We start from the raw sequence: 25,611 nt of genomic DNA, 5'->3' as shown, positions 1-25,611 counted from the left end.
CCTAATTAATCGAACCTTACCAAACAAAAAATTGTACCTTTGTAACAATGAAGTACATCTATCTTTTTCTTGCCATAGCCGCTGAGATATTTGCAACCACTTTCTTAAAGAAATCTGCAGGTTTTACCCTTATAAAACCTACCCTTATCTGTATTGTAGGTTATATCATTGCCTTCTATTTTTTAAGTATCACACTTAAATACCTGCCTGTCGGAATATCTTATGCAATTTGGTCTGGCGTTGGTATTGTAGCCATTACACTGATTGGTATGTTCTTATTCAAACAGATCCCCGATACAGCAGCCATTATTGGCATGGTCTTGATTGTCGTTGGAGTCATTATTATCAATCTATTTTCAAAAATGGGCACACATTAGCTGATCTAAGATCTAAATTTGTACTTTTGTAACTTACATAAATAAAAGGATACGTGTCGTTAGAGAAACTAAAACTTAGCAAAAGATTGACTGCTGCGATGACTGAACTCGGTTATCTGGCTCCAAAGGAAATTCAAAGTAGATGCATTTCCAGAATTCTTGGTGGACAGGATGTGATTGCCATCGCTCCGGAAGGTGCTGGCAAAACCACAACTTATGTCTTATCTACCTTGATGAAGTTGAAATTCACAACAGATGAAGCTCCGAAGTTTTTGATCTTGGCGCCTAATGAAGAACGTATCGACGAAATTGTTGAGAGATTCTACCAATTAAGCAAAAATAAAGATCTTCGCATCATTGGATTGCGGTCTTCAGGCAGCATGGAAGAAGAAATCGAAGAACTGGTCGATGGAAAAGACATCGTTGTAGCTACTCCAAATCGTGCAAGAGCTATCTATCTTAAATTGGCCTTGAATCTCAACCGTATTCAGACATTAATTATTGATGATGCTGAGGAGATTATCAAGCAAGGAATGCAAAATACAGTAAGGGAATTAGCCGAAAGCTGCGGAAAAGTACAACATTTGGTTTTCAGTACTGTTGAACACCAAAAACTTTATGACATGATCGACAATTTCATGAATGAAAATTGTGCCTCAGTCGAAATAGATGAACTTGAGAATGACATTGTCGATACCCTAGATCTACTATTATATCATGTTCCTAATTTCACAACAAAGATCAATTTATTAAATCTTCTGTTGCAGGATAAAGAAGTATTTCAAAAAGTAGTCGTCTTTGTGAACTCTAAGCTTACTGCACAAAAGTTGGCCAGCAGTTTGTTCAGTAGCAATAAAGAAGAAATTGCTATCCTCAATCCATTGTTCTACGATGATTTTGGCTATGACAACATGGAAGATTTCAAAGAAAATAGTCAATCTCGTGTCTTGATTATTGCTCGGGAAAATACAAACGATGTGGACCTTTCCGCTATTCCATTCATTTTTCAATTTGAGTTACCGAATGAAAAGGAGGAATTCTTAAATCATCTTGTTAAAAATGACGAAAATGAAGAATCGGTCGTGTTGACTTTCACAACAGATCTGGAATTACCAATGGTCAAAAAAATAGAACAGGCCGTCGGTAAAAGAATGGATGTTTTGGAATTGCCAGAGGATCTTGCGATCTATAATCACATCACCGACAAAAAGAAAAAGTCCAGCAAGGAGGAAGATAATAAAGAAGATTTTTCCCGTGGCGGTGCTTTTCACCAAAAGAAAGAAAGCAATGCCAAGACCTTTAATTATGGGGGGGGCGAAAAGGCAAAAATGACGATGAAAATGAAAAAGAAATAAAAATAGAAAAGGGAAGTTTAAAACTTCCCTTTTCTATTTTTATTTCTTTTGCTGAGGGATGTCTGCTAATCCAATAAATCTATTTCGTATACAAGTCTATCGATATAATAAATTCTGAACGCCAATATCGTGAAGGCGCCGTTAGCGGCAGCCTACTTTAGAATTTTCTTCAACAATTTAATATACGCATTTGCGATTCTGTCCATACCTTGATCATTTGGATGGGCATAGTCTACAGTTGAATTCAGATCCAGATTAAGCTCTTGGCTCGACAATAGGAAAAGCTGACGAATTCCTTTTGATTGTAATTTTTCAAACGTCGCTTTCAGTACCCGGCTGCTTTGCTGATATTCTGCATTTTTATCTTCATTAAAGACTTCGGCTATATTCCCCGAACTATGCTGCGTCAAAATAATAGGCGTTGTAGGATGTTCTTTTCTTAAAAATGTCACTGCATGGACCAACAAAGAATCCAATTGTGTTTCTGTTAACGATTTCGAAATAGCCAGATTGGGAATACAATCGAGAATATAGCAGGCGGCATCTTCTTGGTTCATCATATTTAAAATAGGTTGTTCGAGTCGACCATTTCCAGAGAAACATAAATTGATCACTTCGTGATTAAATGCCCTTCCTACCTGACTGGTCCAAGCCAAACCAGGACGGCTTGTACAGGCCCCCTGTCCAATCGAGGTTCCATAGACAACAATAGGCTTTGCCGCTGTGGTATGAGTATACGTTAATTTAGCCGTATTTGGCACACCAATCTTTAACCACTTAACTGTATTGTAGAGCGGAAGATATAAGCGGTAATTAAATTTTTCATTGCGCCCAATATTCTTCCACGTATAAGAAATGGTATCCGAAAAATCATAACTACCATAAGCCCATTTCCATTCCTTCTTTGCTGTATCATAAGCATAAAGATCCAGCCCACTAACACCTGTCGTGGGCATATGGGGCATATTTAAGCCTCCCGCAACTTGGTATTGAACTGTAATCTCAGGTGAAGAAGTTTGAAAGTCAATATAGAATCCGGCGCTATTCTTCCCCAGCTCCCATACAGGTTTACGTACCTGACTTTCCAATTCATCCGGAAGCCTGTTGAAGGCTGAAAGCTTCTGATTCTCCAACCGACCTTCCACATGCTTATCTTCTAGTGGAGAAAACCAACTATAATTCTCCTGCGCTTTGATGGCAGAAAAAGACAACAGAAAAAACGCTGTCAACGCAACTTTTGATAACATACAATAATTTGGCTTTAAGTTTGATATAATTGATTATAAAAAAGGAGCCTATTGGCTCCTTTCTATTGTGATTTATTTATTATACTATAAAATAGCTTGTCTAACTCGTACAAGTTTTTCCATCAAGCCTTCAAGTAAATCCAAATGTAACATATTGGCGCCATCAGATTTCGCATTTGCCGGATCAGGATGTGTTTCTATAAACAGACCGTCAGCTCCCACGGCGATTGCAGCTTTTGCTATTGTTTCAATTAAAGCTGGTTTTCCTCCTGTTACGCCAGAAGTCTGATTCGGTTGTTGCAAGGAATGTGTACAGTCCATCACTGTGGGTACGTTAAAAGCACGCATTTCGGGAATCCCTCGATAATCTACAATGAGATCCTGATAGCCGAATGTATTGCCACGATCAGTTAAAAAAACCTTTTCATTTCCAGATTCCACGATCTTATCTACTGCAAATTTCATAGATCCAGCGCTCAAAAACTGACCTTTTTTTACATTGACCACCTTATTCGTTTTTGCCGCTGCAACCAATAAATCAGTCTGTCTGCACAAAAATGCCGGAATTTGAAGAACGTCAACGTATGCGGCTGCCATTTCTGCCTCGTGGCTCTCATGGATATCTGTCACCGTGGGCACACCAAAAGTTTTTCCAACTTTTTCCAAAATCTTCAGCGCCTTTTCATCACCTATTCCCATAAATGAATCTAGACGGGATCTATTGGCCTTGCGGTAGGATCCCTTGAAAATGTAAGGAATATTAAGTTTATCTGTAATTGTAACAATCTTTTCAGCAATACGCAAAGCGATTTCTTCTCCCTCAATTGCACAGGGCCCCGCCATTAAAAAGAAATTCTGCGATGTCCCATTCTTTATTTCGGGAATGTATTTATTAATCATATAATTATAAAAAAATTAATTGCCAAGCTCCGATAAAAATTTGATTCGCATCAATTGGAGATCTTCATAACTGTAATCATCCCCTCCAAGTTCTTTAAGCGCATCATTAATTGAATCAGTCTCCGCTGTCTTAAAATAGTCGTATACCTCATCCTGGCGATCCTCATCAATAATCTCGTCAATAAAATAATTGATATTGATTTTTGTACCCGCATTTACAATCGTCTCTATTTCCTTCAATATTTCCTCATAAGTTATCCCCTTAGCTGAGGCAATATCATCCAATGCGATTTTACGATCGATATTTTGGATAATAGATACCTTTAATGCCGATTTATTAGCTGTACTTTTAATGACAAGATCCACAGGTCTATCGATTTCATTTTCCTCAACGTAGTCTTTGATCAAGGCAATAAATGGTGCTCCAAATTTAATCGCTTTACCATTCCCTACTCCCTGAATCTGTTTCAACTCATCGATGGCAATTGGATAATGTGTACACATTTCTTCCAGCGAAGGATCTTGAAAGATAACAAACGGTGGCAGTGCCTTCCCTTTTGCAATTTTCTTGCGTAGATCTTTAAGCATACCCAGTAAGACGGTATCTAAGGCTCCTGTACCGTGCCCTGCATCTTCCGAATTTGTGTTATCTCCCCCTTCGATTGGACGATTCAAAACAAATTTTAGTTGATAAGGATTATCCAAATAATGACGGCCAATATCTGTCAATTTTAAAAGGCCATAATGATCAATATCTTTTTGGATAAAGTTATCAAGCACAGCCTGTCTAAGCAAAGATTTCCAATAGATAACACCTTTCTCTTTACCCGTTCCGAAAAGACGGTGTTCATCATGTTTATAGGAAGATACTGGTTGATTATTTTGACCCATCATGACGTTGATCACGTGATGATCATCAAATTTCTCGCCCTGCTCCTGAATGAAGCCCAGTACATTTTTCAAGGAATCTTCTGCCTCAAAATATTCTTTCTCCGAGCGGCAGTTATCGCACATGTTACTGCAGCCCTGCTCGTCAAAATTTTCCCCAAAATAGTGGAGGATCTGTTTGCGACGACATACTGCAGACTCGGAATAATCAATAACTTCTTTTAAAATCTGTGTCCCGATCTCGCGTTCGGCCACAGGTTTATCTTTCATAAACTTGGTCAGCTTTTCAACATCTTTTTCCGAGTAAAAAGCCAAACAATAACCATCTCCGCCATCACGGCCAGCACGTCCCGTTTCCTGATAGTAACCTTCCATGGATTTAGGAATATCATGGTGAATGACATAACGAACATCCGGTTTGTCTATTCCCATACCAAAAGCGATGGTAGCAACAATAACTTCGACGTCTTCCATCAGAAATTTATCCTGCGTATCAGCTCTCGTTTTCGCATCTAGACCTGCATGATAAGGTAAAGCTTTGATACCATTTAGGTTCAGAACCTCACTGATTTCTTCTACTTTCTTACGGCTTAAGCAATAAACTATACCAGTCTTTCCCGGTTTGGTTTTGATAAAGCGAACAATCTCTTTAACAACATCTTTTTTAGGTCTTACCTCGTAATATAAATTGCTCCGATTAAATGATGACTTAAATAAAACAGCATCAGTCATCTGCAAATTTTTACGAATATCAGACTGAACTTTGGGAGTCGCAGTCGCAGTAAGAGCTATAATAGGAATATTGGCACCTATTTCGTTAATTACCTGGCGTATTTTACGATATTCTGGTCTGAAATCGTGTCCCCATTCCGAAATACAATGCGCTTCGTCAACCGCTACGAAAGACACGGTAATCTGATGTAAGAATTCCAGATTATCTTGCTTGGCAAGTGATTCTGGAGCTACATACAGCAATTTGGTCTTCCCGGCGAGTACATCATCCTTAACCTTTGTAATTTCGCTCTTATTCAATGATGAATTTAAAAAATGAGCGATACTATCTTCGCCACCGAATGCACGAAGCTGATCTACCTGGTTTTTCATTAAAGCAATCAGCGGAGAAATAACAATTGCAGTTCCCTCACTCATGAGAGCAGGAAGTTGATAGCAAATTGATTTCCCTCCTCCGGTTGGCATAATTACAAAAGTATCTCTTCGTTGAAGAATACTAGTTATAATTGCCTCTTGATCCCCTTTAAAAGTATCAAAACCAAAAAAATCTTGTAAATTGTCGAAAAGTGATTTTTCTATTTCCATTGCGCCTTGGGCAAAAATAAGATAGATAAATGAAGAAATAATCTTGAAAAATAATCTATTTTTGCAATCTATTCTAATACATAAAAGTAAGAGTATTTTTTGTGAAAAACAACTACGAAATAAAAAATATAGCTATTCAAGCTATTCAAGAAGAAGCCAAGGCAGTAGCTGCTTTGGCTCAATATATTGATGATGATTTTGTTACCGTTGTCGATCGTATTCTAAATTTGCAAGGCCGAGTTATTGTAACTGGAATCGGCAAAAGTGCTATTATCGCCCAAAAGATAGTTGCAACACTAAATTCGACAGGTACACCATCGATCTTTATGCATGCAGCTGATGCTATCCACGGAGATCTTGGTATTATCCAACAAAATGATTTAATTATTGCGATCTCTAAAAGTGGTAATACACCTGAGATTAAAGTGCTTGTTCCCTTTTTAAAACAGACAAAGAATGTATTGGTTGCTTTGGTTGGAAATACCGAATCCTACCTCGCTAAAAATGCAGACTATATCTTAAATACTACCGTTGAGAAAGAAGCTTGTCCTAACAACCTTGCACCAACTTCAAGTACAACTGCTCAGTTAGCAATGGGTGATGCGCTTGCTGTCGTTTTACAAGAGTGCCGCGATTTCACAGACAAAGATTTTGCAAAATACCATCCAGGAGGAGCATTAGGCAAAAAACTGTACTTAAGAGTCGGCGATCTATCCGATCAGAACGGCAAACCCAGTGTCCAACCGCAAGCCACTGTAAGTGATATCATCATCACCATAACACAGTTTAGACTGGGAGCTGTAGCCGTGTTGGATGCTGACCACATACTCGGCATCATCACAGACGGTGATATCCGTCGTATGCTGGAGAAACACACCGATTTAGCGACAATTACTGCCGCCGATATCATGGGGAAATCACCAAAAATCATTGACAAAAATGAATTGGCAGCCAATGCTCTCCATATTATGCGAGAAAATAACATCACACAATTATTGGTTTCCGACAAAGGGAATTATGCTGGTGTTATCCACATACAGGACTTACTGAAAGAAGGTATAATATAACTGTAATAAAGTTGTTAGATGTACAATAAATTGGCAATAAATATTAAATTTGGCATATCAGTTGTACTATTTTAATCGTAAAGTAATATTTTAGAAGCATGAAAAAGTATATAACAATCTTAGCAGTGATCATTTCCTTTATTGGTTTTTCTTCGATGCAGACAGGACAAGGGGAATTTAAATTCGAAAAAGAAACCCATGATTTTGGCAAAATTCCGGCCGGTACGCCCGTTTCGTATAATTTCAAGTTTTCAAACACAGGCAGTGAGCCAATTATCATTTCAAATGTTGTGCCTACCTGCGGATGTTCTGTAGCAGAATTTACGAAAACGCCAATTAAACCAGGCGAAAGCGGAACGATCAAAGTGACTTACAATGCAGCGGCAAAAGCTCCATTCACAAAGAGTTTCACGGTACAGTCGAACACCAAGACTCCTGTAAAAACGCTATATATTAAGGGTATTGTAGAATAACAATTCTTGTAAATAAAACGAAAAAAGCCACTCAATCATGTGGCTTTTTTCGTTTTATTTTGGTTAGCTTTGCACTACTAATTTTAAAAAAACTATAATGCCAGTAATATCAGAAAAAGGGCTAAATATGCCTGCGTCGCCTATTAGAAAGTTGACGCCATACGCTGATCAAGCAAAAAAAGAAGGTAAAAAGATATACCACCTCAATATCGGACAACCTGATATCCAAACACCTGAAGTGATGCTTAATGCTTTGAAAAATATACAGTTCAAAGTGTGGGCTTACACAGCTTCTGAAGGTACAGCCTCTTATCGGAACAAGTTAGCAGAATATTATAATAAGCTAAATTATAATATTGAGCCAACTGATATATTAGTAACTAATGGCGGCTCGGAAGCGATTATGATCGCTATGCAAGCCTGTTTAAATGAAGGAGAAGAGATTATCATTCCGGAGCCATTTTATGCAAATTACAATGGTTTTGCCTGTTCCTCTGATGTTGTAATCAAACCAATCATGTCCTATATTGAAAACGGATTTGCATTACCTTCTATCGCTGAATTTGAAAAAGTAATTACCCCGAAAACCAGAGCGATCTGCATCTGTAATCCAAATAACCCGACGGGGTACCTTTATTCCAGAGAAGAACTCGAAGCTCTTCGTGAACTTTGTCTAAAATATGATCTTTACCTTTTCTCAGATGAGGCCTATCGTGAATTTTGTTACGATGGTAGAGAGTTTATCTCACCAATGCATTTAGAAGGTCTCGAAAATAATGTGGTTATTTTTGATACAGTATCAAAACGTTACTCTGCTTGTGGTGCGCGTATTGGATGTATCATTACCAAAAATAAAGAGCTATATCAGACTGCACTGAAATTTGCGCAAGCTCGCTTAAGCCCTTCGTTGGAAGGTCAAATTGCGGGTGAGGCTGCTGTTGATACACCAGACAGTTACTTTGAAGCAGTATCCAAAGAATACACAGCAAGAAGAGATACCCTAGTGAAAGGACTTAACGCCATTGAAGGAGTTTACTCTCCTAACCCAGGTGGTGCATTTTACGTCGTTGCCAAACTACCGATTGACAATGCTGATAAATTCTGTCAATGGATGTTGGAAGATTTCTCTTACAATAACGAAACGGTAATGATGGCTCCCGCTACCGGTTTTTACAGTACGGAGGGTGCCGGTATAAATGAAGTACGCCTTGCCTATGTGCTTAATCAAGATGATCTCAATAAAGCATTGGTTTGCCTAGAGAAAGCTCTTCAAGTGTATCCGGGACGTACAAATTAATAACAAAATAACAGCACTTATGAAAGGCGGGACATGTATGTTCCGTCTTTTTCTTTTTTCATAGCTCCTCCTCATAAACCCTTCTTCTATTTGCTATTTTAAAAAAAACAAAACAAACTTTTGAAGCATCTTGTTCTTATTATAGTAACCAAAGCGATTTCATATGGATAAATTGAAGAAATTCCAATTAATGGAAAAAATAGCAAGAGAATTAGAAGATGTCAGAAATAGCCAACAAGCTGTTTTGGAAAAAATAGGCAAAATCGAAGTTGATAACATTGAACTCGGCGATAAGAATATTGAAAAAACAATTCCCGATATCTATCAGCGCACAGCAGATAATTCAGATGCTATCAAAGCTCTTCTGGAATCTTTTCAAGAGCAGACAGCAGAATTTGGGGAGAAAAACAATGTTGGAAAACTATTGGAACAACAACAGATCAATAGCGTAAAATAGCTAAAAAAAATAGGCCGATTAAATAATCGGCCTATTTTTTGTTTTATGACTGGGCTTTTGCAGCCTTAGCTTTTAAATATTCTTCTTCAACAAAATGAAGCTGTTGTTCTGGTGTCAGATTTGAATTGTCCAAAACAATCGCATCTTCGGCTTGTCGTAATGGACTTTCCGCACGCGTACTGTCGATACGGTCACGTGTAGAAAGATTCTCCACAACTTCTTCTAAAGTCACGTCCTCTCCTTTTTCCGTTAACTCTAGATAACGCCTCGCAGCACGTACTTTAGGATCTGCGGTCATAAAAATCTTCAGATCAGCATCTGGAAAAACGGTAGTACCAATATCACGGCCATCCATAATAATATTTCGCCTGCTACCCAATTTTTGCTGCTGGGCAACCATAGCAACCCGAACAGCTTTGATCGCACTCACATCGCTGACTTTATCAGAAATATACATCTGACGGATCTCTTCAGAGATATCCTCATCGTTTAGATGGATCTCCGTCTTTATTGCGTTTGGGATAAAATCAATATGGATATCGTTCAGTGCATTTTCTATCTCTTCTTGATCATCCAGCGCTATTTCATGCCGGATAAAATAGAGTGTGACAGCCCTATACATGGCTCCACTGTCAATAAAGGCGAACTTCAGTTTTTTTGCCAAAGCCTTTGCCAGGGTACTCTTACCGCAGGAGGAAAAACCATCTATGGCGATAATAAAATTGTGACGTCCACTCATTATTCGTTTCCTCCTATGATTACACCTGGACGATTGACCAAAGGAACCTTAGTGAGGTTACCATCCACAATGCTTTCGGGTAAAAAGATATATTTTTTATCGTAAATAATATTATCAATATAAAAACTCAACCAATATTCATTTGTTAGCCCGAATACCTGTTCATCGATCGCTTCAACACGATCGAAAGATTTCGCTTCTATATTTCCAATAAAATGACGCAAAGTCGTTGTTGTTACTTGTCGGCCATCCTTTTCGCCATAACCTTTTGAGCTGATCAGCACATTCTGAATGGCAATGTTCTTGTCGTTGATAACATAGACAGTCCAATTTTTTGTCTCCACCGTCTCACCTTCCAAAACAACGGCGATCATAATGTCTTTGACAATATTTTCAGGAAAATCTGCTTTCATCCTTATTTAGACTTTGTAGTTTTTTTAGCTGGAGCCTTCTTTGCTGGAGCCTTTTTTGCTACAGTTTTCTTTTCTGTTGTTTTTGCTTTAGTCGCTTTTCCTTTTGGAGCATCTGCCTCAGCCCATTTCAGCACATCCGCATACGTGATTTTTTCAATCTCGGTTCCTTTAGGTATTTTCAGATTTTGCTTGCCAAAACGAATAAATGGTCCCCAGCGTCCCTGCTCAATTTGAGCATCCGGATTTTCCTCAAAAACCCGAATAACTTTCTCGATATCTTTCTGACGTTTGTCTTTGATAATCTGTATCGCCTCTTCTTCGGTTACGTCCAAAGGATCAACGCCTTTAGGCAACGAGTAAAACGCTGAATTGTGACGTATATAAGGTCCAAATCGTCCCACCGCGACAGTCATTTCCTTGTCTTCAAATAAACCGACTTTTTTCGGTAATTTGAATAATTCCATGGCATCCTCAAAAGTAATGGTTTCGATCATCTGTCCCTTCCGCAAGGAAGCAAAACGAGGTTTTTCTTCATCGTCAGGAGAACCAATCTGTACCAGTGGGCCGAACTTACCAATGCGAACCGAAACGGGTTTACCGGACACTGGATCGATACCGAGCTCACGCTCATTATTCGCACGATCTGCATTTACTAAAGTATCTTCTACCTCAGAATGAAAAGGTCCATAGAAATCATGCAACATTTTTGTCCATTCGGTCAGTCCATGCGCAATATCGTCAAATTCTTTTTCTACGTTGGCCGTAAAATGAAAATCCACAATACCGTTGAAGTGTTCAACCAAAAAATCATTCACCACAACACCGATATCTGTTGGAAACATTTTTCCTTTTTCGGCACCGGTTATTTCAGTTTTTGTTATCGCTGTTAATTCAGCATCCTTTAATGTCAGTACACGGTAATCACGCGATTTACCTTCACGTTCTTCCTTTATAACATAACCGCGGTTTTGAATCGTTGAAATCGTAGGTGCGTAGGTTGAAGGACGGCCGATTCCCAATTCCTCCAATTTTTTCACCAAAGCAGCTTCCGTATAACGTGCTGGAGGTCGTGTAAAACGCTCTGTTGCCGACATGTTTTTCAAAGTCAATGGCATACCAACGGCTAATGGTGGAAGAATAGCATTGTCACTATCTTCGTCCATCGCGCTGTCTTGCTCGTCGTCCAAGGATTCCATGTAAACTTTCAAGAATCCATCAAATTTCATAACCTCTCCTGAAGCATTCAAATCTTCAGTACGGGTTGAGATGTCGATCTTTGCCAATGTACGTTCAAACTCCGCCTCACTCATTTGGGAAGCAATTGCTCTTTTCCAAATAAGCTCATATAATCTTTTTTCGGATGCATCACCATCAATGGTGTGCTCTGAGAAATAGGTAGGACGAATAGCTTCGTGTGCCTCTTGTGCACCCGATGTTTTTGTTTTATATTTTCTGAGTTTATGGTACTGGTTACCATAAGCCGATTTGATTTCCTTTTCAGCAGCCTCAATCGCCGTATCACTCAAATTAACAGAATCGGTACGCATATAGGTAATTCGTCCTGATTCATACAGCCTTTGAGCCACCTGCATGGTGCGGGCAACCGAAAATCCAAGTTTTCTACTTGCTTCCTGCTGTAATGTTGATGTTGTAAATGGCGCCGATGGTGAACGCTTTGCAGGTTTTGTTTCTAGATTTTTTACAGAAAACAGCGCTGCTTTACAATCTTCCAAAAATTTGGTCGCCTCTGCTTCTGTTGCAAAACGCTGCGGAAGCTCGGCTTTAAAACTATCTTTAACTTTTCCCGTATGAAAAAAAGCAACGATCTTAAAAGCCGCTTCGGGTTCAAATTTATTGATTTCACGCTCACGATCTACAATCAGACGAACCGCAACAGACTGCACCCGCCCAGCAGATAAAGAAGGCTTCACCTTTTTCCATAGAACCGGAGATAATTCAAAACCGACTAATCGATCTAGAACCCTTCGCGCTTGTTGTGCATTTACTAGGTTATAATCTATTTTACGCGGATTGTCAATAGCCTTCAGGATAGCTGGCTTCGTAATCTCATGAAACACAATCCTTTTTGTATTTTCATCTTTTAATCCCAAAGTCTCAAATAAGTGCCATGAAATAGCCTCTCCTTCGCGGTCCTCATCGGACGCTAACCAAACGGTTTCTGCAGCTTTAGCCAATTTCCTCAGTTCACTTACAACCGCCTTTTTGTCGGAGGGAACTTCATACTTTTGTTCAAAATTCTTTTCGGTATCAATTGCATCATCGGTTTTCACCAAGTCGCGAATATGTCCATAACTTGACTTGACCAAAAAATCCTTTCCTAAATACCCTTCTATCGTTTTCGCTTTCGCTGGAGACTCAACTATCAATAAATTTTTCGCCATCTAATTTGAGATTTGTGCAAATAAAGGGAATTCTGAAAGGAATGACAATAATTTCTTGCAAAAAAGACAAAAAAAATAGATTTCATGTCGACAATTAAGAAATTTATCCAAGGACAAAGGACCGCGCAACGGAGTTGAGGTCGACACAGAAACGCTGTCAGATCAAGGAGATTCACCGATCCAACTACCTTGTTTCCATCTATTTCAGACAAAAATAAATTCATTTAACTTTATTCGGTTTCGAATCAACCTTCATAAAGTTGCTAAATCAAATATTCGAAACAGTTAAAATACATATAAGTAAAATATATATGTATATTCGCTTATTCAAAAGGGCAATATATAGCAACTCCCCTATTTTGTTTAAATATTTCAATAATGAAAAGAAGTCTTCTCAGAATTGCCTTTTGGGGCACGTTATTACCATTTGTATCTTGTTCAGTTATGAAAGATTCAGCAAAAACAAATTCAGGCAATTTCCCTAAACTTAGTCTGGAAGCACATCGCGGCGGCCGCGGCCTATATCCTGAAGAGTCTATCGCTGCTATGAAAAATGCAATAGATCTTGCAAAGGTGACCACACTGGAAATGGATTGCCACATTACCAAAGACCGTAAGGTTGTTGTCTTTCACGACGATTATCTTAACCCAAAATTTGTCTTGAAACCCAATGGCTCCGAAATTTCTGACAAGGACAAATCGCTGAGAATTTATGATATGCTTTATAAAGATCTGATTAAATACGATATCGGATCGAAATTTTATAAAGAGTTTCCAGAACAGAAAAAACAGGTTACACGTATAGCAAAGCTATCAGACCTTATTGATAGTACTGAAGCCTACGCAAGTCTAAAAAGGAAAGCACCGATGTTTTACAATATCGAAGTGAAGAGTAAGGAGGATAAAGATGGTATTTTCCATCCAAAGGTAGAAGAGTTTGTGGACCTTATGGTGCAGGTGATCACCGATAAGAAAATTGCTTCACGAACCGTCATCCAATCATTTGACAGCAGGGCTATTAAATATCTGCACAAAGCATATCCTCAAATCAAAGTTTCTTATCTTATTGATGCAAATTACACCAAGAGTGTTGAGCAAACAATTGCAGCTTTGGGCTTTACACCTTTTATTATAAGTCCGCACTATAAAATAGCTACACGCGATTTTATTACACAGTGCCATAAAGCGGATATCAAGGTTATTCCATGGACAGTCAACACAAAAGACGAGATAGAACAGCTGAAGGCTGTAAAGGTTGACGGAATTATTAGCGATTACCCCAATTTGTTTTAACAAACACCTTGCTTGTTTCGTTAAGAATAAAAAAAATAAATTCCAGTGCATCTTAATGTCAGGAGAAACCAAGCCAAAGCAAAGCAGTTCGTTAATCGCCCTAAACTACTTTGTTTTGGTTTTGTTTTTTAATGCTTTGTCAATATATTCACGTCCCTTTTGAACCAAAAATTCAGAGCGGTGGTAATCCCAAAGGTTACATATATTATAGGGAATATCCACCACCACATCGGGATGGTATAAATCAACAATCATACGGCTCATTTTCCTGCGCATCACATAGTATGAGGCTTGTAGAATATCCAAGGAATTCGAAGTCTTCGGATCCAGTTTTTTGATAACAGAATATTGTTTATCCGGTTTAGATTCCAAATTAACAGCAATGATTAAATTCTCTTTCTTGGTTACATGATTTATGGGCAATGGATTCAGCACACCACCGTCAACGTACACATGGTTCTCCTCTTCCACCGCTGTAAATACAGCTGGAATAGCAATCGAAGCACGAATGGCATCATACATACTCCCAAAATCCAGCACAACCTCCTTTTCGTAGTTTAGGTCTGTCGCAATGGCTTTAAACAAAATTGGAAAAGTCTCTATATTAGCATCAGGGATCACAGATTTCAAGGCGTTAAACACCTTGATTCCCTTCATCATTCCTAGCCCCTTCCAGCTAAAATCCATCATATTAAAGACCGATTTCTTCGTCAGGCGCTGCATCCAATCTTCGAGAACATCCATCTTCCCTTGCGCATAAATACCACCAACAAGTGCTCCTATTGAACAACCTACCACCTCATCGATTTCGAAGCCCAGCTCTTCAAGCCGTCGAATAATACCAATATGCACAAGACCTCTTGCACCACCTCCACCCAGGACAAGGGTAACTTTACGATTCAAAAAAGCTTTCTCCAACATAAGTATACAAGTACATGAAACACTTGTTTACATCCAAGCAACAATGTAAACAGATAATCATCGTTATTATATGTATTTTTGATTACAATATACGCAGTAAAAAAAGAAATATGAAAATAGAAATTTGGTCGGACATCATTTGTCCATTTTGTTATATTGGCTTGACAAAGCTTGAATTGGCGCTTCAGCAAACCGCAAGTAAGCCAGCCGCTGAAATCATCTGGAAATCGTATCAGCTTAACCCCGACTATCCCGAAGATGCTCCGGCAATGCCAACCTACGACTACCTCGTTCAAACGAAGGGCATGAGCATGGACGATGTGGTTGCGATGACTTCACAACTCAGTGCGCAGGGAAAAGAGCTGGGTATTGACCTGAATTTTGAAAAAGCAATCGTTGTAAATACAAAAAAAGCTCATCGTCTGATCCATTTCGCCCAGGCACAGCAAAAAGGCACTCAGCTCAAAAAAGCCTTATTTAAGGCTCATTTCACCGATGGTCTCGATGTAAATAACAACGAGGTTCTCATCGCTATCGCAACAGAAGAGCATCTTTCCGCTCAGGAGGTAAAAAACTTATTGGAATCAGATGAGTTTGCTTATGATGCTGCACAGGATATCCAAGAAGGTGTCAGCTTAGGACTCCGAGGTGTTCCTTTCTTTGTATTTGACAGAAAATACGCTATCCCCGGAGCACAGCCCATGGAAGTCTTTCACAATACAATAAATGAATGCCTGGCCAGTCAGCCTGCACCTCTTGAACGCAGAGGCGAAGAAGGCCCTTCATGTGATCCTGAAACAGGAAAATGTGAATAAAGAAAGAAAAAATTATTGTTTAATTTTACTATTTTCGCAAGCTTATAACGACAAACAAATTTGGTATAAATGCAGTTAACCAAACTAGAAATTAAAGGATTTAAGAGTTTCGGAGACAAGATCACGATCAACTTCAATGATGGTGTCACAGCGATTGTCGGTCCCAATGGATGCGGGAAGTCCAATGTGGTCGACGCCATACGCTGGGTACTGGGAGAACAAAGCACAAAGATGCTTCGCTCCGATAAAATGGAAAATATTATCTTCAATGGAACGAAAAATAGAAAGCCGGCAAACCTTGCAGAAGTTTCGCTGACCTTCAACAACAACAATAATATTCTGCCAACGGAATTCTCGACAGTGACCGTCACTCGTAAGCTGTTTCGCAACGGCGATAGTGAATATCGATTGAATGATGTCAAATGTCGTTTAAAAGATATCACGGATCTGTTCCTGGATACCGGGGTTGGTGCCGACAGTTATTCGATTATCGAATTGAAAATGATTGATGAAATTATCAACAACAAAGATAATTCACGTCGCAACCTCTTCGAAGAAGCATCCGGAATCTCTAAGTATAAAGTTCGTAAAAAACAAACTTTAGCAAAGCTGAGAGATACTGAGGCCGATCTTAGCCGTGTGGATGATTTGCTTTATGAAATCACAAAGAATCTCAAATCATTAGAAAATCAAGCTAAAAAAGCTGAAAAATATACCTCACTTAAAGCAGAATACCGCCAAAGCAGTATAGATTTGGCTTATTATAGAATTGCTGATTTTTCGACCGAATTAGAAAGACTTCAGACACAAGAATCCAAGGTTCAAAAAGATGCCGTCAATGCACAGCAAAATATCCTGAACGCGGAAACTGAACTCCAAACACTCCGCCAGACAAATTTGGAACAGGAAAAAAATCTTTCGGTACAGCAAAAAACAACACAGGAATTTGTCAATAAAATCCGAGGTTATGAATCGGAAAAGAAGATCAAAAACGAAAAAGTTAAAAATCTTCAAGATAAGGAAAACCGGCTGAACCTCGATATCAACAGCGATAAACAACAGCTTAATCACGTACTCTACACCATCAAACGACTGAATGAAGAATTGTTTGATGAGCAAAATAAACTCGATTCGTTAAAAACGAATCTTGAATCGGATAAATCCGAAGTCGACGAACTGAGAGGACAGCAACAGTCTGCAAAGGGAAAACTTGATATTTTTAATAAGAGTAATGCTGAATTACAGGCCAAAATCTACAAATTAGAAAAAGATCTTGCAGTATTCACAATTCAGAAAGAAGCTCTTCAGCAAGAATCTGTTCGCAATAGTGTAGATACAGAAGCAAAAGAAGCTGAATTGCGGCAGTTCAATTCCTCTGTTATGGAATTGGAGGGCCGTGTAGAAGCACAGCAGCTACAGTACGATTCAGCAAACCAGCAGGAAGAAGAGCTCCAAGGACAGATTAATCAGTGCCAGGCAAACCTAGAGGAATTTAAAGCCCAGCTTGCCAAAGATCTCCGTCTGGTAGATGCCAAACAAAACGAATACAACCTCACAAAATCACTTGTTGATAATTTAGAAGGTTTCCCCGATTCCATTCGATTCCTCAAGAAAAATGCAGGCTGGAAAAAGCAGCCCCCACTCCTATCAGATGTCCTTTTCTGTCAGGAAGATTACCGTGTGGCTATTGAGAACTACCTAGAGCCTATTATGAACCATTATGTTGTCGAAACACAACAAGATGCTGTTCAGGCTATCCAACTCTTGAGCGATGCAGCAAAAGGAAGAGCTAATTTCTTTGTTTTAGATGCCATAGTAGGTTCCCCAAGCGCTGCCCCTGCACCAAATGACAATTTGATGTCTGCGTTAGATGTGATTAACGTAGACGAAAAGTACAAGGCTTTATGTACGATGCTGCTCCAGCAGGTCTTCATCCTTAAACATGAAAATGAAAAGGAACTGGATGAAAAGCTACCTGCTCTAGGACAGGTGATTCTACAAAAAAATGGACGTTATTCGAAACATCATTTGGGTCTTTCTGGTGGTTCTGTGGGATTATTTGAGGGCAAACGTATCGGAAGAGCGAAAAACCTGGAAGTGCTATCCCAAGAGATCAAAACCTTAAATCAGGAAATAGCAAAACTTGAAGATAAAATAACGGCCGAAATAGCTCGTTTGGATGCACTGCGTGGCAATTCACAGAAAGAGTTAATCGACGAGCTGCGCTTTCAGCTCAATAGACTGAATAATGAATTAATTACCGTCAAAACAAAGCAAGAGCAATATCAAGCCTTCATCAATAACTCACAGGCCCGTAAAAAAGATATTCAGGAGAAAATTGAAGGTATAGAATCAGATTTAAAAATTGCGGAGCCACAGCTTCAGGAGTTGCGCCTGGAAAAAGAACAGAGTATCGCCGAACTATCGACTTTACAAGATCAGTTCCATGAAATATCTGAAGTACTTAACGAAAAATCGACTGCATACAATCAAGAGAATATCACTTACCATCAACAGTTAAACAAAGTTTCCAATATCACAAAAGATCTCGAATTTAGAGAGACGCAGAAAGATGACCACGAAATCCGTGTGGAGCGAAACAGTGCAGAATTAGTTGAAGTGCTAGAAGCTTTAAGAACAACCATTCCATTTGAAGATGAAGAAGATCAGGATCTTATTGCCATGTATGAGCAGAAGATTGCGCTGGAAGATGGTCTCAAAGAATTGGAAGACGGCTACTATGCAGATAAGCAGAAAATAAATAACCTCGAAGATGCTCTGACACAGCAGCGTCGTTCAAAAGAACAGAGTGACTTTCTTGTTTCAGAGATCAAAGATAAAAAAACGGGTCTTCAGATCGACCTCAATGCCTTGAAAGAACGTCTTTCTGTTGAATTCAACGTTGAACTGAAAGACCTGATTGACCGTGAAGATGTGCCTGAGATCACAGAAGATCAGACGACATTGGCAAGCAAATGCAGCAAACTCAAGAAACAGCTTGATGAATTTGGAACGATCAATCTAATGGCAAAAGAGGCTTTTGACGAGATGAATGAACGCTATGATTTCATTAACAAAGAGAAAGCTGATTTAATCGAAGCAAAAGGCTCGTTGATGGCAACAATAAAAGAAATTGACGATACCGCTCAAGTTCAGTTCATGTTTACATTCGATGCCGTAAGGAATAACTTCGTCAAGGTATTCCGTTCGCTATTTAACGAAGAAGACAGCTGTGACCTGGTGCTCACAGACCCAAGCAATCCGCTGGACTCAGACATCGACATTATTGCAAGGCCAAAAGGGAAAAGACCGTTGTCTATCAATCAGCTTTCGGGTGGTGAAAAGACCTTGACTTCAACAGCCTTGTTATTCTCACTCTATCTTTCTAAACCGGCGCCTTTTTGTATATTCGATGAGGTGGATGCTCCTTTGGATGATACTAATATTGATAAATTCAATAATATTATCCGGGATTTTTCCAAGAATTCACAATTTATCGTGGTCTCACACAATAAAAAAACGATAGCAAGTACAGACATCATCTACGGAGTAACCATGGTTGAACAAGGTGTATCCCGTGTAGTTGCAGTAGATCTAAGAGAAGTTGCCTAGTGCGCAACAAAATACACAATAAACAAGACGGACTCAGGGGATCTACACCCGGTCCGTCTTATTTATACAGATCAATTTAATTCCTCTCGCCTTTAATGAGATTCTTTGCTGCAACATGCTGTGAATTGCCCTAAGCTTATTTCCTGTTGCAGATCAATATAAGGATGGACAGCAGACAGCCGATTCCCTCAAATAAATAGACCGACTGATAACCAAACGAGCCCGCGATCATTCCCGCCAATGGTCCTTCCAGTCGCAGAGACCATAAACGCCAGTGAAGACTCCCTCCAATTCATTCCCTTGAAGAACAAGACAATGATGGACGCAATACAGCCAAATGCCATGGAAGAAAATGCCAGGCTCAGCCCTTGTCCAGAAATCGCCCATATTACCTTATAAAATGGTCTACGGATATGATCTTAATCAATGGCTACCGCTGGTAGTTTTACCGTGGCAAGCCAGCTCATTATTGACAATAATAGCGCCAAAGCAATTCCAATGGTCAAATAGACTCCAAATACCGATACAATAATGGGAATTATGGCATTGTAAAAACCAATTGTTTGTCTTTTTTTTAATCTTGCACGCATATATTTTTTATTTAAATATTTCGAGTGCAAATATGCTGCAGATCAAAAATCTAAACATTGACTCAAGCCAAAAAAAGAGTCGGCAAGTCAAAAAAGGAACCTGAAAAATAAAAAGCCCAGAGTGGGGAACTCTGAGCTTTCGTTAGCCATATATTAACCTATTTTATGAAAAGTATTTGTAATGAAAACGCTACATTTTTGAATTCATTATAACAATAAAAGGTATTTAACGTTTTTTAACATTTAGAAAAAATTAATGATACACTCTATTTGAGCCTAGCCAAAACCGTAATTTTTCGTGTTCGTGTTAGGCATCCTCCGATCCTGTCCACAAAAAAGCTCGAAGTGGGGAACTCCGAGCTAACCTAACCAATTATTAACCTAAATTTATGAAAAGTCTAATTTATGCAAACAGCCTCTTTCGCTGTTTTGAATATTAAACGTAAGCCATGAGCTTATTATTACACAGCTCTTGCGGATTTATGTGAGATTTGACATTTTTTAACAATTCAATAAGTAACTTTAGGAAAACGAACATATAAATAAATATCATATGGCAGAATACGATTTAAATGAACTTCAGAAGATCCACGAAAACAAAGATGTTTTAAACTATCTGGAACAACATGGCATTCTGGAAATAAAAAAATTCAATGATGTTTACGATTATGAGAAAGAACTTTACGAGCTTCAAGTCAAGCTCTTAAAGCTTCAATATGAAATCATTGAAAAAGGAAAACGGGTCCTTATTATTTTTGAAGGTAGGGACGCTGCGGGTAAAGGTGGTACAATAGGCCGTGTAACCCAATATCTAAATCCCAAAAAGGTACGCGTTGTTGCATTGCCCAAACCAACCGAAGAGGAAGCCGGGCAATGGTATTTTCAACGTTATATCAAACAGCTCCCTAATGCTGGCGAAATTGTGATTTTTGACCGTAGCTGGTATAACAGAGCTGTTGTTGAACCTGTATTTGGGTTTTGCTCCAAGGAGCAACATGAACTGTTTATGAACCAGGTCCCTGAATTTGAGAAGCAGTTAATCGATGATGGCATCATCCTCATCAAATTATTCCTGAACGTCAGCAAAGAAGAGCAAGCCGAAAGGTTAAAAGAGCGAAAAGAAGATATCCTAAAACAATGGAAAATTGGCGTGCTAGACCAGCAGGCCCAGGAGAAATGGGATGTATATACGGGCTATATTGAGAATTTATTTAAAAAGACAAGCACCAAAAAATCACCTTGGCTAGAAATCACGAAAGATAACAAGAAAAAGGCTCGCCTGGCGTCCTTCAAACTGATTATCAATGCTCTTGTTGGAAGTGAACAGGAAAAAATAGATTCTTTCGTCACAAAACACGATTAAAGGTCTGTTGATTAGAAAAGGTACAATTATAAAAAACAGGAGGAAAAGTATTTCCTCCTGTTTTTTATAATGTCAGAACGAATTAGGAAACAAGAACCGTAGTTTCTATTTTAGGTCCTGCTGCATGCACCGAGGCTGGCATCTCATTATTGAATTTTTCAAAATTCGAAATAAACAGTTTCGCCAGGCGTTTTGCCTGCATGTCATAAGCCTCGTCATTGTTCCATAAGCCTCGCGCATCTAAAATTTGTGCGGGAACATGCTCTCCACAGCTCGTCGGATACTCCAGTCCAAAAATATTGTGCTTGTTGAAGTGAGACTCCAACAGTGAGCCATCCATTGCTGCTCGAATTAGCGATCGCGTATAATTTAGCTTAATACGTCTGCCTATTCCGTAAGGACCGGCAATCCATCCCGTGTTCACTAACCAAACTTTGATGTTGCGATTTTGCTCTAGTTTTGAACGTAGCAAGGCCGCATATTTTGAAGGATGCAGCGGCAAAAATGCCTGTCCAAAACAGGTTGAAAATGCTGCTGTAGGCTCCTTTACCCCTACCTCTGTACCCGCAACCTTTGCTGTATAACCACTAACGAAATGATATACCGCCTGATCTGTGGTCAACAATGAAATGGGAGGAAGTACACCAAAAGCATCTGCCGTCAGGAAAAAAATATTTTCAGGTTCACGACCAATACCGCTCATTTCGGCATTTTCCATGAAATCTATTGGATAGGATACGCGGGTATTTTCCGTCTTGCTAATATCGTTATAATCAGGTCGATCAAATTTATCCAAAACAACATTTTCAAGCAAAGACCCAAAACGAATTGCGTGAAAAATCTCAGGCTCTTTGTCCTCCGACAAACCTACACATTTGGCATAACAGCCACCTTCGAAATTGAATATTCCCTTTTCGCTCCATCCATGCTCGTCATCTCCGATCAACTTTCTATTTCTATCAGCTGACAAGGTCGTCTTCCCTGTACCCGAAAGTCCAAAAAACAAAGCGGTCTCCCCTTCTTTCGAAGTATTCGCCGAACAGTGCATAGAAAGCACATTATGCTGGAATGGCAAAATAAAGTTCAATATTGAGAAAATGCTCTTTTTAATCTCACCTGTATAACCGGTCCCCGCAATCAGTACTATCTTTTTTGTAAAATCAATCGCGACAAAATTTTCGTTGATAATGCCATATTGATGCGGCTCTTCGATAAGTAGCGTCGGGGCAGCTAAAATCGACCAAGCAGGCTGAGCATCCAAATTTGGTTCCGGCCGCAGAAACAGGTTATTGGCAAATATACTTTGATAGGCTGTCTCCGTAACAACACGCAAATCTATTTGATAAGCTGGATCAGCTCCTGCAGCACAATCTCTTACATAGATGATTTTATCACTTAAGTGAGCAGCTACTTTCGAAAATAGTGCTTCAAAATGAGCCGGAGACATCCGTTGATTGATTTCGCCCCACCAAACGCTATCTTTTGTTAAAGAATCTTCGACCAGAAACCGATCTTTTGGCGATCTCCCAGTAAATTTTCCCGTATCAGCAGCGAGTGCTCCCGTATCAGAAAGTCGACCTTCGTGATTTGCTAAGGCATGTTCGACCAATTCAGAAACAGGCAATTGATAAAATACATTTTTTGTACTATCAATTTTTAAATATTTCAAATCAGGCGCGTTTCCAATGTTACCCTTTTTCATATTTTTTGTTTGTTTTAAAATGTGCCCAAATTTAAAGGCATTTTTCGCTAAAAACAAAACTTAATTACCTAAAAATCAAGCTTATTGTACAAAAAACACAAAAACAAACCACTCATTAACAATAACTTATGCAGATAAAAAAAAATAAACTTTTTAGCATATTTTTTTAGCACATCAATTTATCACTATCAAAAAATATCACATATTTTTCGTAAATTGTTCCAACCTTTACAAATATTAATAAGGTAAAAAAACAGACAGTGTAACGTCCATCAGCCATTGATCGTTGAAAGTGGCAGCAATGTCCAGGCAGACGGGCTAATATGAGTAAAGATAAAGAGATGAAATAGCTACAATTGTAGCACGAACACGAAAGAGCACAGGGTGGCTTTCATGCCATCTGACAAATAATTGCTTGTGCTTAAAATAAACTGGATATGCTATATAACCATTAAAAGACACATAATCTGCGAATGAAATTACATGCTATAGAAACGGGATTTTTTAAACTCGATGGCGGTGCAATGTTTGGCGTTGTTCCAAAGAGTATCTGGAACAAAACAAACCCGGCCGACTCAAACAATATGTGTACCTGGGGAAACCGCCTGCTCCTCATCGAGGACAGTAATCGATTAATGCTGGTCGATACAGGACTGGGAGACAAACAAAATGAAAAATTCTTCAGCTATTATTATCTTCACGGCGATGCAACGCTGGATAAATCATTAAAAAATATTGGATTTGACAGGAACGATATCACCGATGTCATTCTTACACACCTGCACTTTGACCATTGCGGCGGCGCTATAGTCCGCGAAGGTGAACAGCTGGTTCCGGCTTTTAAAAATGCTCATTTTTGGAGCAATAGTGACCATTGGTCTTGGGCGACCGATCCTAACCCGCGCGAAAAAGCTTCTTTCTTAAAAGAGAACATTTTACCGATACAGGAAAGTGGACAATTAAAATTTGTCGAAGATCATCAGAATCCTTTTGGAAACAATATCGCTATCCGTTATGCACACGGCCATACAGAAGCTATGATGTTGCCACAGATACAATATAAAGGCAAAACAATCCTCTATATGGCGGATCTATTGCCTTCGGTGGGACATATTCCTATTCCTTACGTTATGGGTTATGATGTCAGACCCCTCGTGACCATGGAGGAACGCAACAGCTATTGGAATGAGATCGTCGATAATGAATACATCTTATTTTTCGAACACGATCCCATACATGAATGCTGTACACTTCAACGTACTGAAAAAGGTATCCGGGTAAAGGATATTTTCAAACTAGGTGAGATTTAGCTGGTCTAATCAAAGGAAGATCAAATAGGATATAAAAAAGGATAAACAAAAAAAAGGGCTACTTTGAAAGTAGCCCTTTTTGTTTCATGAATATGTTTAGAATCTAAAGCCCAAAGCCCAGTAATTTTCGAAAAACCATATTTGTTGGGATGCTTTATCTACCCCTCTTCTTCCAGTTGTACGAATGTTTGTTAAATCAGTCCAGCCCGTTTTGAAGTTCCCCTGAAGATAGAGTCCTTTATAAAAACGGTAGTGCAAACCAACTTTTGCCGAAGCACCATAACCCGCAATGTTCCAAAAGTGGTTGGCTCCTTCGCCAAAAAGATGCACGTCGGAACGAGGAATCAATAGACCTACATCCACACCAGATTCCATTGTCAGCACCTGTTGACCTTTGCGATTATTGATGATGTCATCATAACGCTCCAGACCTACTGAGGCAAAGTTATAACCATCTGTATGCTCAAATGTCAGCATGGCAGAGTCTACAGTAATCAATTCACCGTTATATTGACCGGCGCGGTTTCCCGTCGGGATACCAGGATTAGAAATCTCTTCACCGATAAAACCGGAAATTTTCACCTGCTGCGGAATATCGACCACATATTTCATATGGTCCCATCCCAATGAAATTGAGTAATTATCTTTGATATAATAACCAAAGTGCAGATTAAATTGTGGAATAGTTAACCGGCTTGGATCAAAATACGTCGAACCAAATTTAGTTGGCCTATCACCCGCTTTTACATCATGGAGTATAAAGTCATAATTAGGACCCGTAAAATGAATATCTGATTTCGCGTAAGAAGAGAAGTTGTACCCCCAAAAGAAGAAGAATTTGCCCTTGTTACTTTCTGTTCTCAAATTTTTCGGTTTGAAAATGCTTTTTCCTATCTCAGGATTTTCTTGGGCAAATAAGGCAGAAACACTTAATGCAAGTGCTCCAATCGTTAAAAATATTTTTCTCATATCGGTGCTAAAAACGTTGGGCAAAAGTACCCGCATTCTATTTTATAAGCAAATAAAATCAATGGAAATTGGAAAAATATGACGAAGATCACAGAAATGTCATT

General features: G+C 39.0%; 21 protein-coding genes. 11 read left to right on the top strand and 10 right to left on the bottom strand.

The features are described from left to right. Nucleotides 1-47 precede the first annotated feature (47 nt). On the top strand, nucleotides 48-377 hold the full coding sequence (locus tag HS960_RS06615; protein ID WP_153844662.1) for a DMT family transporter: 330 nt from the start codon (nucleotides 48-50) through the stop codon (nucleotides 375-377). Between the two features lie 53 nt (nucleotides 378-430). Next, entirely contained in the window at nucleotides 431-1,732 is a 1,302-nt protein-coding gene (locus HS960_RS06610; protein WP_153844663.1) for a DEAD/DEAH box helicase, read from the top strand. Nucleotides 1,733-1,884: 152 nt separating this feature from the next. On the opposite strand, the gene HS960_RS06605 is transcribed toward HS960_RS06610, so the two are convergent. The 3 genes from HS960_RS06605 to recQ all read right to left on the bottom strand — a co-directional run bounded on the left by HS960_RS06605 (nucleotide 1,885) and on the right by recQ (nucleotide 6,084). Further along, nucleotides 1,885-2,979, bottom strand: a complete 1,095-nt coding sequence (locus HS960_RS06605; RefSeq protein ID WP_153844664.1) for an SGNH/GDSL hydrolase family protein — start codon at nucleotides 2,977-2,979, stop codon at nucleotides 1,885-1,887. A gap of 84 nt (nucleotides 2,980-3,063) precedes the next feature. Further along, nucleotides 3,064-3,879, bottom strand: coding sequence for a 3-deoxy-8-phosphooctulonate synthase (gene kdsA / locus HS960_RS06600; protein ID WP_120334127.1), 816 nt, complete (start codon nucleotides 3,877-3,879; stop codon nucleotides 3,064-3,066). Nucleotides 3,880-3,894: 15 nt separating this feature from the next. Next, a complete protein-coding gene (gene recQ / locus HS960_RS06595) occupies nucleotides 3,895-6,084 on the bottom strand; it encodes a DNA helicase RecQ (protein ID WP_153844665.1) in 2,190 nt (729 codons plus the stop codon). A 101-nt stretch (nucleotides 6,085-6,185) separates the two neighbouring features. On the opposite strand from recQ, the gene HS960_RS06590 reads away from it, so the two are divergent. From HS960_RS06590 to HS960_RS06575, 4 genes are all read left to right on the top strand, one after another. Continuing rightward, nucleotides 6,186-7,151, top strand: a complete 966-nt coding sequence (locus HS960_RS06590; RefSeq protein WP_153844666.1) for a KpsF/GutQ family sugar-phosphate isomerase — start codon at nucleotides 6,186-6,188, stop codon at nucleotides 7,149-7,151. 98 nt (nucleotides 7,152-7,249) lie between these two features. Further along, nucleotides 7,250-7,624, top strand: a complete 375-nt coding sequence (locus HS960_RS06585; RefSeq protein ID WP_075992841.1) for a DUF1573 domain-containing protein — start codon at nucleotides 7,250-7,252, stop codon at nucleotides 7,622-7,624. Nucleotides 7,625-7,721: 97 nt separating this feature from the next. Beyond that, nucleotides 7,722-8,921 carry a pyridoxal phosphate-dependent aminotransferase gene (locus tag HS960_RS06580; RefSeq protein ID WP_182331892.1) on the top strand — a complete coding sequence of 400 codons (1,200 nt, stop codon included), beginning with the start codon at nucleotides 7,722-7,724 and terminating at the stop codon, nucleotides 8,919-8,921. 163 nt (nucleotides 8,922-9,084) lie between these two features. After that, nucleotides 9,085-9,378: a hypothetical protein gene (locus HS960_RS06575; protein ID WP_075992843.1), complete on the top strand. Its 294-nt coding sequence runs from the start codon at nucleotides 9,085-9,087 to the stop codon at nucleotides 9,376-9,378. 43 nt (nucleotides 9,379-9,421) lie between these two features. On the opposite strand, the gene cmk is transcribed toward HS960_RS06575, so the two are convergent. Genes cmk through topA form a run of 3 tightly spaced genes read right to left on the bottom strand, consistent with a single transcriptional unit; the run spans nucleotide 9,422 to nucleotide 12,932 of the window. Further along, a complete protein-coding gene (cmk, locus tag HS960_RS06570) occupies nucleotides 9,422-10,117 on the bottom strand; it encodes a (d)CMP kinase (protein WP_153844668.1) in 696 nt (231 codons plus the stop codon). Beyond that, nucleotides 10,117-10,530 carry a hypothetical protein gene (locus tag HS960_RS06565; protein WP_153844669.1) on the bottom strand — a complete coding sequence of 138 codons (414 nt, stop codon included), beginning with the start codon at nucleotides 10,528-10,530 and terminating at the stop codon, nucleotides 10,117-10,119. The genes cmk and HS960_RS06565 overlap by 1 nt, the downstream gene beginning before the upstream one ends. Before the next feature lie 2 nt (nucleotides 10,531-10,532). Continuing rightward, a complete protein-coding gene (gene topA, locus HS960_RS06560; RefSeq protein WP_153844670.1) occupies nucleotides 10,533-12,932 on the bottom strand; it encodes a type I DNA topoisomerase in 2,400 nt (799 codons plus the stop codon). Between the two features lie 378 nt (nucleotides 12,933-13,310). On the opposite strand from topA, the gene HS960_RS06555 reads away from it, so the two are divergent. Then, nucleotides 13,311-14,225 carry a glycerophosphodiester phosphodiesterase family protein gene (locus tag HS960_RS06555; protein WP_153844671.1) on the top strand — a complete coding sequence of 305 codons (915 nt, stop codon included), beginning with the start codon at nucleotides 13,311-13,313 and terminating at the stop codon, nucleotides 14,223-14,225. A 105-nt stretch (nucleotides 14,226-14,330) separates the two neighbouring features. Here HS960_RS06555 and HS960_RS06550 read toward each other — a convergent pair whose 3' ends face one another. Beyond that, nucleotides 14,331-15,146: a patatin-like phospholipase family protein gene (locus HS960_RS06550; protein ID WP_153844672.1), complete on the bottom strand. Its 816-nt coding sequence runs from the start codon at nucleotides 15,144-15,146 to the stop codon at nucleotides 14,331-14,333. A 110-nt stretch (nucleotides 15,147-15,256) separates the two neighbouring features. Between HS960_RS06550 and HS960_RS06545 the strand changes: the two genes are divergently transcribed. Together HS960_RS06545 and smc are read left to right on the top strand one after the other, a co-directional pair. Further along, complete coding sequence (locus HS960_RS06545; RefSeq protein WP_182331890.1) at nucleotides 15,257-15,961, top strand: DsbA family oxidoreductase; 705 nt, start codon at nucleotides 15,257-15,259, stop codon at nucleotides 15,959-15,961. Nucleotides 15,962-16,030: 69 nt separating this feature from the next. Next, on the top strand, nucleotides 16,031-19,573 hold the full coding sequence (gene smc / locus HS960_RS06540) for a chromosome segregation protein SMC (protein WP_182331888.1): 3,543 nt from the start codon (nucleotides 16,031-16,033) through the stop codon (nucleotides 19,571-19,573). Nucleotides 19,574-19,992: 419 nt separating this feature from the next. Here the strand turns inward: smc and HS960_RS06535 are convergent, their stop codons facing one another. Then, a complete protein-coding gene (locus HS960_RS06535) occupies nucleotides 19,993-20,163 on the bottom strand; it encodes a hypothetical protein (RefSeq protein ID WP_182331886.1) in 171 nt (56 codons plus the stop codon). Between the two features lie 553 nt (nucleotides 20,164-20,716). Between HS960_RS06535 and ppk2 the strand changes: the two genes are divergently transcribed. Then, nucleotides 20,717-21,526 (top strand): polyphosphate kinase 2, encoded by an 810-nt coding sequence (ppk2, locus tag HS960_RS06530; protein ID WP_182331884.1) that lies wholly within the window; start codon nucleotides 20,717-20,719, stop codon nucleotides 21,524-21,526. 82 nt (nucleotides 21,527-21,608) lie between these two features. Here ppk2 and pckA read toward each other — a convergent pair whose 3' ends face one another. Further along, nucleotides 21,609-23,228 carry a phosphoenolpyruvate carboxykinase (ATP) gene (pckA, locus tag HS960_RS06525; RefSeq protein ID WP_182331882.1) on the bottom strand — a complete coding sequence of 540 codons (1,620 nt, stop codon included), beginning with the start codon at nucleotides 23,226-23,228 and terminating at the stop codon, nucleotides 21,609-21,611. A 473-nt stretch (nucleotides 23,229-23,701) separates the two neighbouring features. Between pckA and HS960_RS06520 the strand changes: the two genes are divergently transcribed. Next, complete coding sequence (locus HS960_RS06520) at nucleotides 23,702-24,538, top strand: MBL fold metallo-hydrolase (RefSeq protein WP_182331881.1); 837 nt, start codon at nucleotides 23,702-23,704, stop codon at nucleotides 24,536-24,538. A 96-nt stretch (nucleotides 24,539-24,634) separates the two neighbouring features. On the opposite strand, the gene HS960_RS06515 is transcribed toward HS960_RS06520, so the two are convergent. Continuing rightward, entirely contained in the window at nucleotides 24,635-25,507 is an 873-nt protein-coding gene (locus HS960_RS06515; protein ID WP_046672928.1) for a hypothetical protein, read from the bottom strand. Nucleotides 25,508-25,611 lie beyond the last annotated feature (104 nt).

It is taken from the genome of Sphingobacterium paramultivorum (genome assembly GCF_014109745.1).
Classification (GTDB): domain Bacteria; phylum Bacteroidota; class Bacteroidia; order Sphingobacteriales; family Sphingobacteriaceae; genus Sphingobacterium; species Sphingobacterium paramultivorum.
This window is presented reverse-complemented; position numbering and strand designations above follow the sequence as displayed.

What these genes read in the sequence shown, in the direction of transcription:
- HS960_RS06615 (WP_153844662.1), top strand. Translation starts at nt 48, where the DNA reads ATGAAGTACATCTATCTTTTTCTTGCCATAGCCGCTGAGATATTTGCA.
- HS960_RS06605 (WP_153844664.1), bottom strand. Translation starts at nt 2,979, where the DNA reads ATGTTATCAAAAGTTGCGTTGACAGCGTTTTTTCTGTTGTCTTTTTCT.
- kdsA (WP_120334127.1), bottom strand. Translation starts at nt 3,879, where the DNA reads ATGATTAATAAATACATTCCCGAAATAAAGAATGGGACATCGCAGAAT.
- recQ (WP_153844665.1), bottom strand. Translation starts at nt 6,084, where the DNA reads ATGGAAATAGAAAAATCACTTTTCGACAATTTACAAGATTTTTTTGGT.
- HS960_RS06585 (WP_075992841.1), top strand. Translation starts at nt 7,250, where the DNA reads ATGAAAAAGTATATAACAATCTTAGCAGTGATCATTTCCTTTATTGGT.
- HS960_RS06580 (WP_182331892.1), top strand. Translation starts at nt 7,722, where the DNA reads ATGCCAGTAATATCAGAAAAAGGGCTAAATATGCCTGCGTCGCCTATT.
- HS960_RS06575 (WP_075992843.1), top strand. Translation starts at nt 9,085, where the DNA reads ATGGATAAATTGAAGAAATTCCAATTAATGGAAAAAATAGCAAGAGAA.
- cmk (WP_153844668.1), bottom strand. Translation starts at nt 10,117, where the DNA reads ATGAGTGGACGTCACAATTTTATTATCGCCATAGATGGTTTTTCCTCC.
- HS960_RS06565 (WP_153844669.1), bottom strand. Translation starts at nt 10,530, where the DNA reads ATGAAAGCAGATTTTCCTGAAAATATTGTCAAAGACATTATGATCGCC.
- topA (WP_153844670.1), bottom strand. Translation starts at nt 12,932, where the DNA reads ATGGCGAAAAATTTATTGATAGTTGAGTCTCCAGCGAAAGCGAAAACG.
- HS960_RS06555 (WP_153844671.1), top strand. Translation starts at nt 13,311, where the DNA reads ATGAAAAGAAGTCTTCTCAGAATTGCCTTTTGGGGCACGTTATTACCA.
- HS960_RS06550 (WP_153844672.1), bottom strand. Translation starts at nt 15,146, where the DNA reads ATGTTGGAGAAAGCTTTTTTGAATCGTAAAGTTACCCTTGTCCTGGGT.
- HS960_RS06545 (WP_182331890.1), top strand. Translation starts at nt 15,257, where the DNA reads ATGAAAATAGAAATTTGGTCGGACATCATTTGTCCATTTTGTTATATT.
- smc (WP_182331888.1), top strand. Translation starts at nt 16,031, where the DNA reads ATGCAGTTAACCAAACTAGAAATTAAAGGATTTAAGAGTTTCGGAGAC.
- HS960_RS06535 (WP_182331886.1), bottom strand. Translation starts at nt 20,163, where the DNA reads ATGCGTGCAAGATTAAAAAAAAGACAAACAATTGGTTTTTACAATGCC.
- ppk2 (WP_182331884.1), top strand. Translation starts at nt 20,717, where the DNA reads ATGGCAGAATACGATTTAAATGAACTTCAGAAGATCCACGAAAACAAA.
- pckA (WP_182331882.1), bottom strand. Translation starts at nt 23,228, where the DNA reads ATGAAAAAGGGTAACATTGGAAACGCGCCTGATTTGAAATATTTAAAA.
- HS960_RS06520 (WP_182331881.1), top strand. Translation starts at nt 23,702, where the DNA reads ATGAAATTACATGCTATAGAAACGGGATTTTTTAAACTCGATGGCGGT.
- HS960_RS06515 (WP_046672928.1), bottom strand. Translation starts at nt 25,507, where the DNA reads ATGAGAAAAATATTTTTAACGATTGGAGCACTTGCATTAAGTGTTTCT.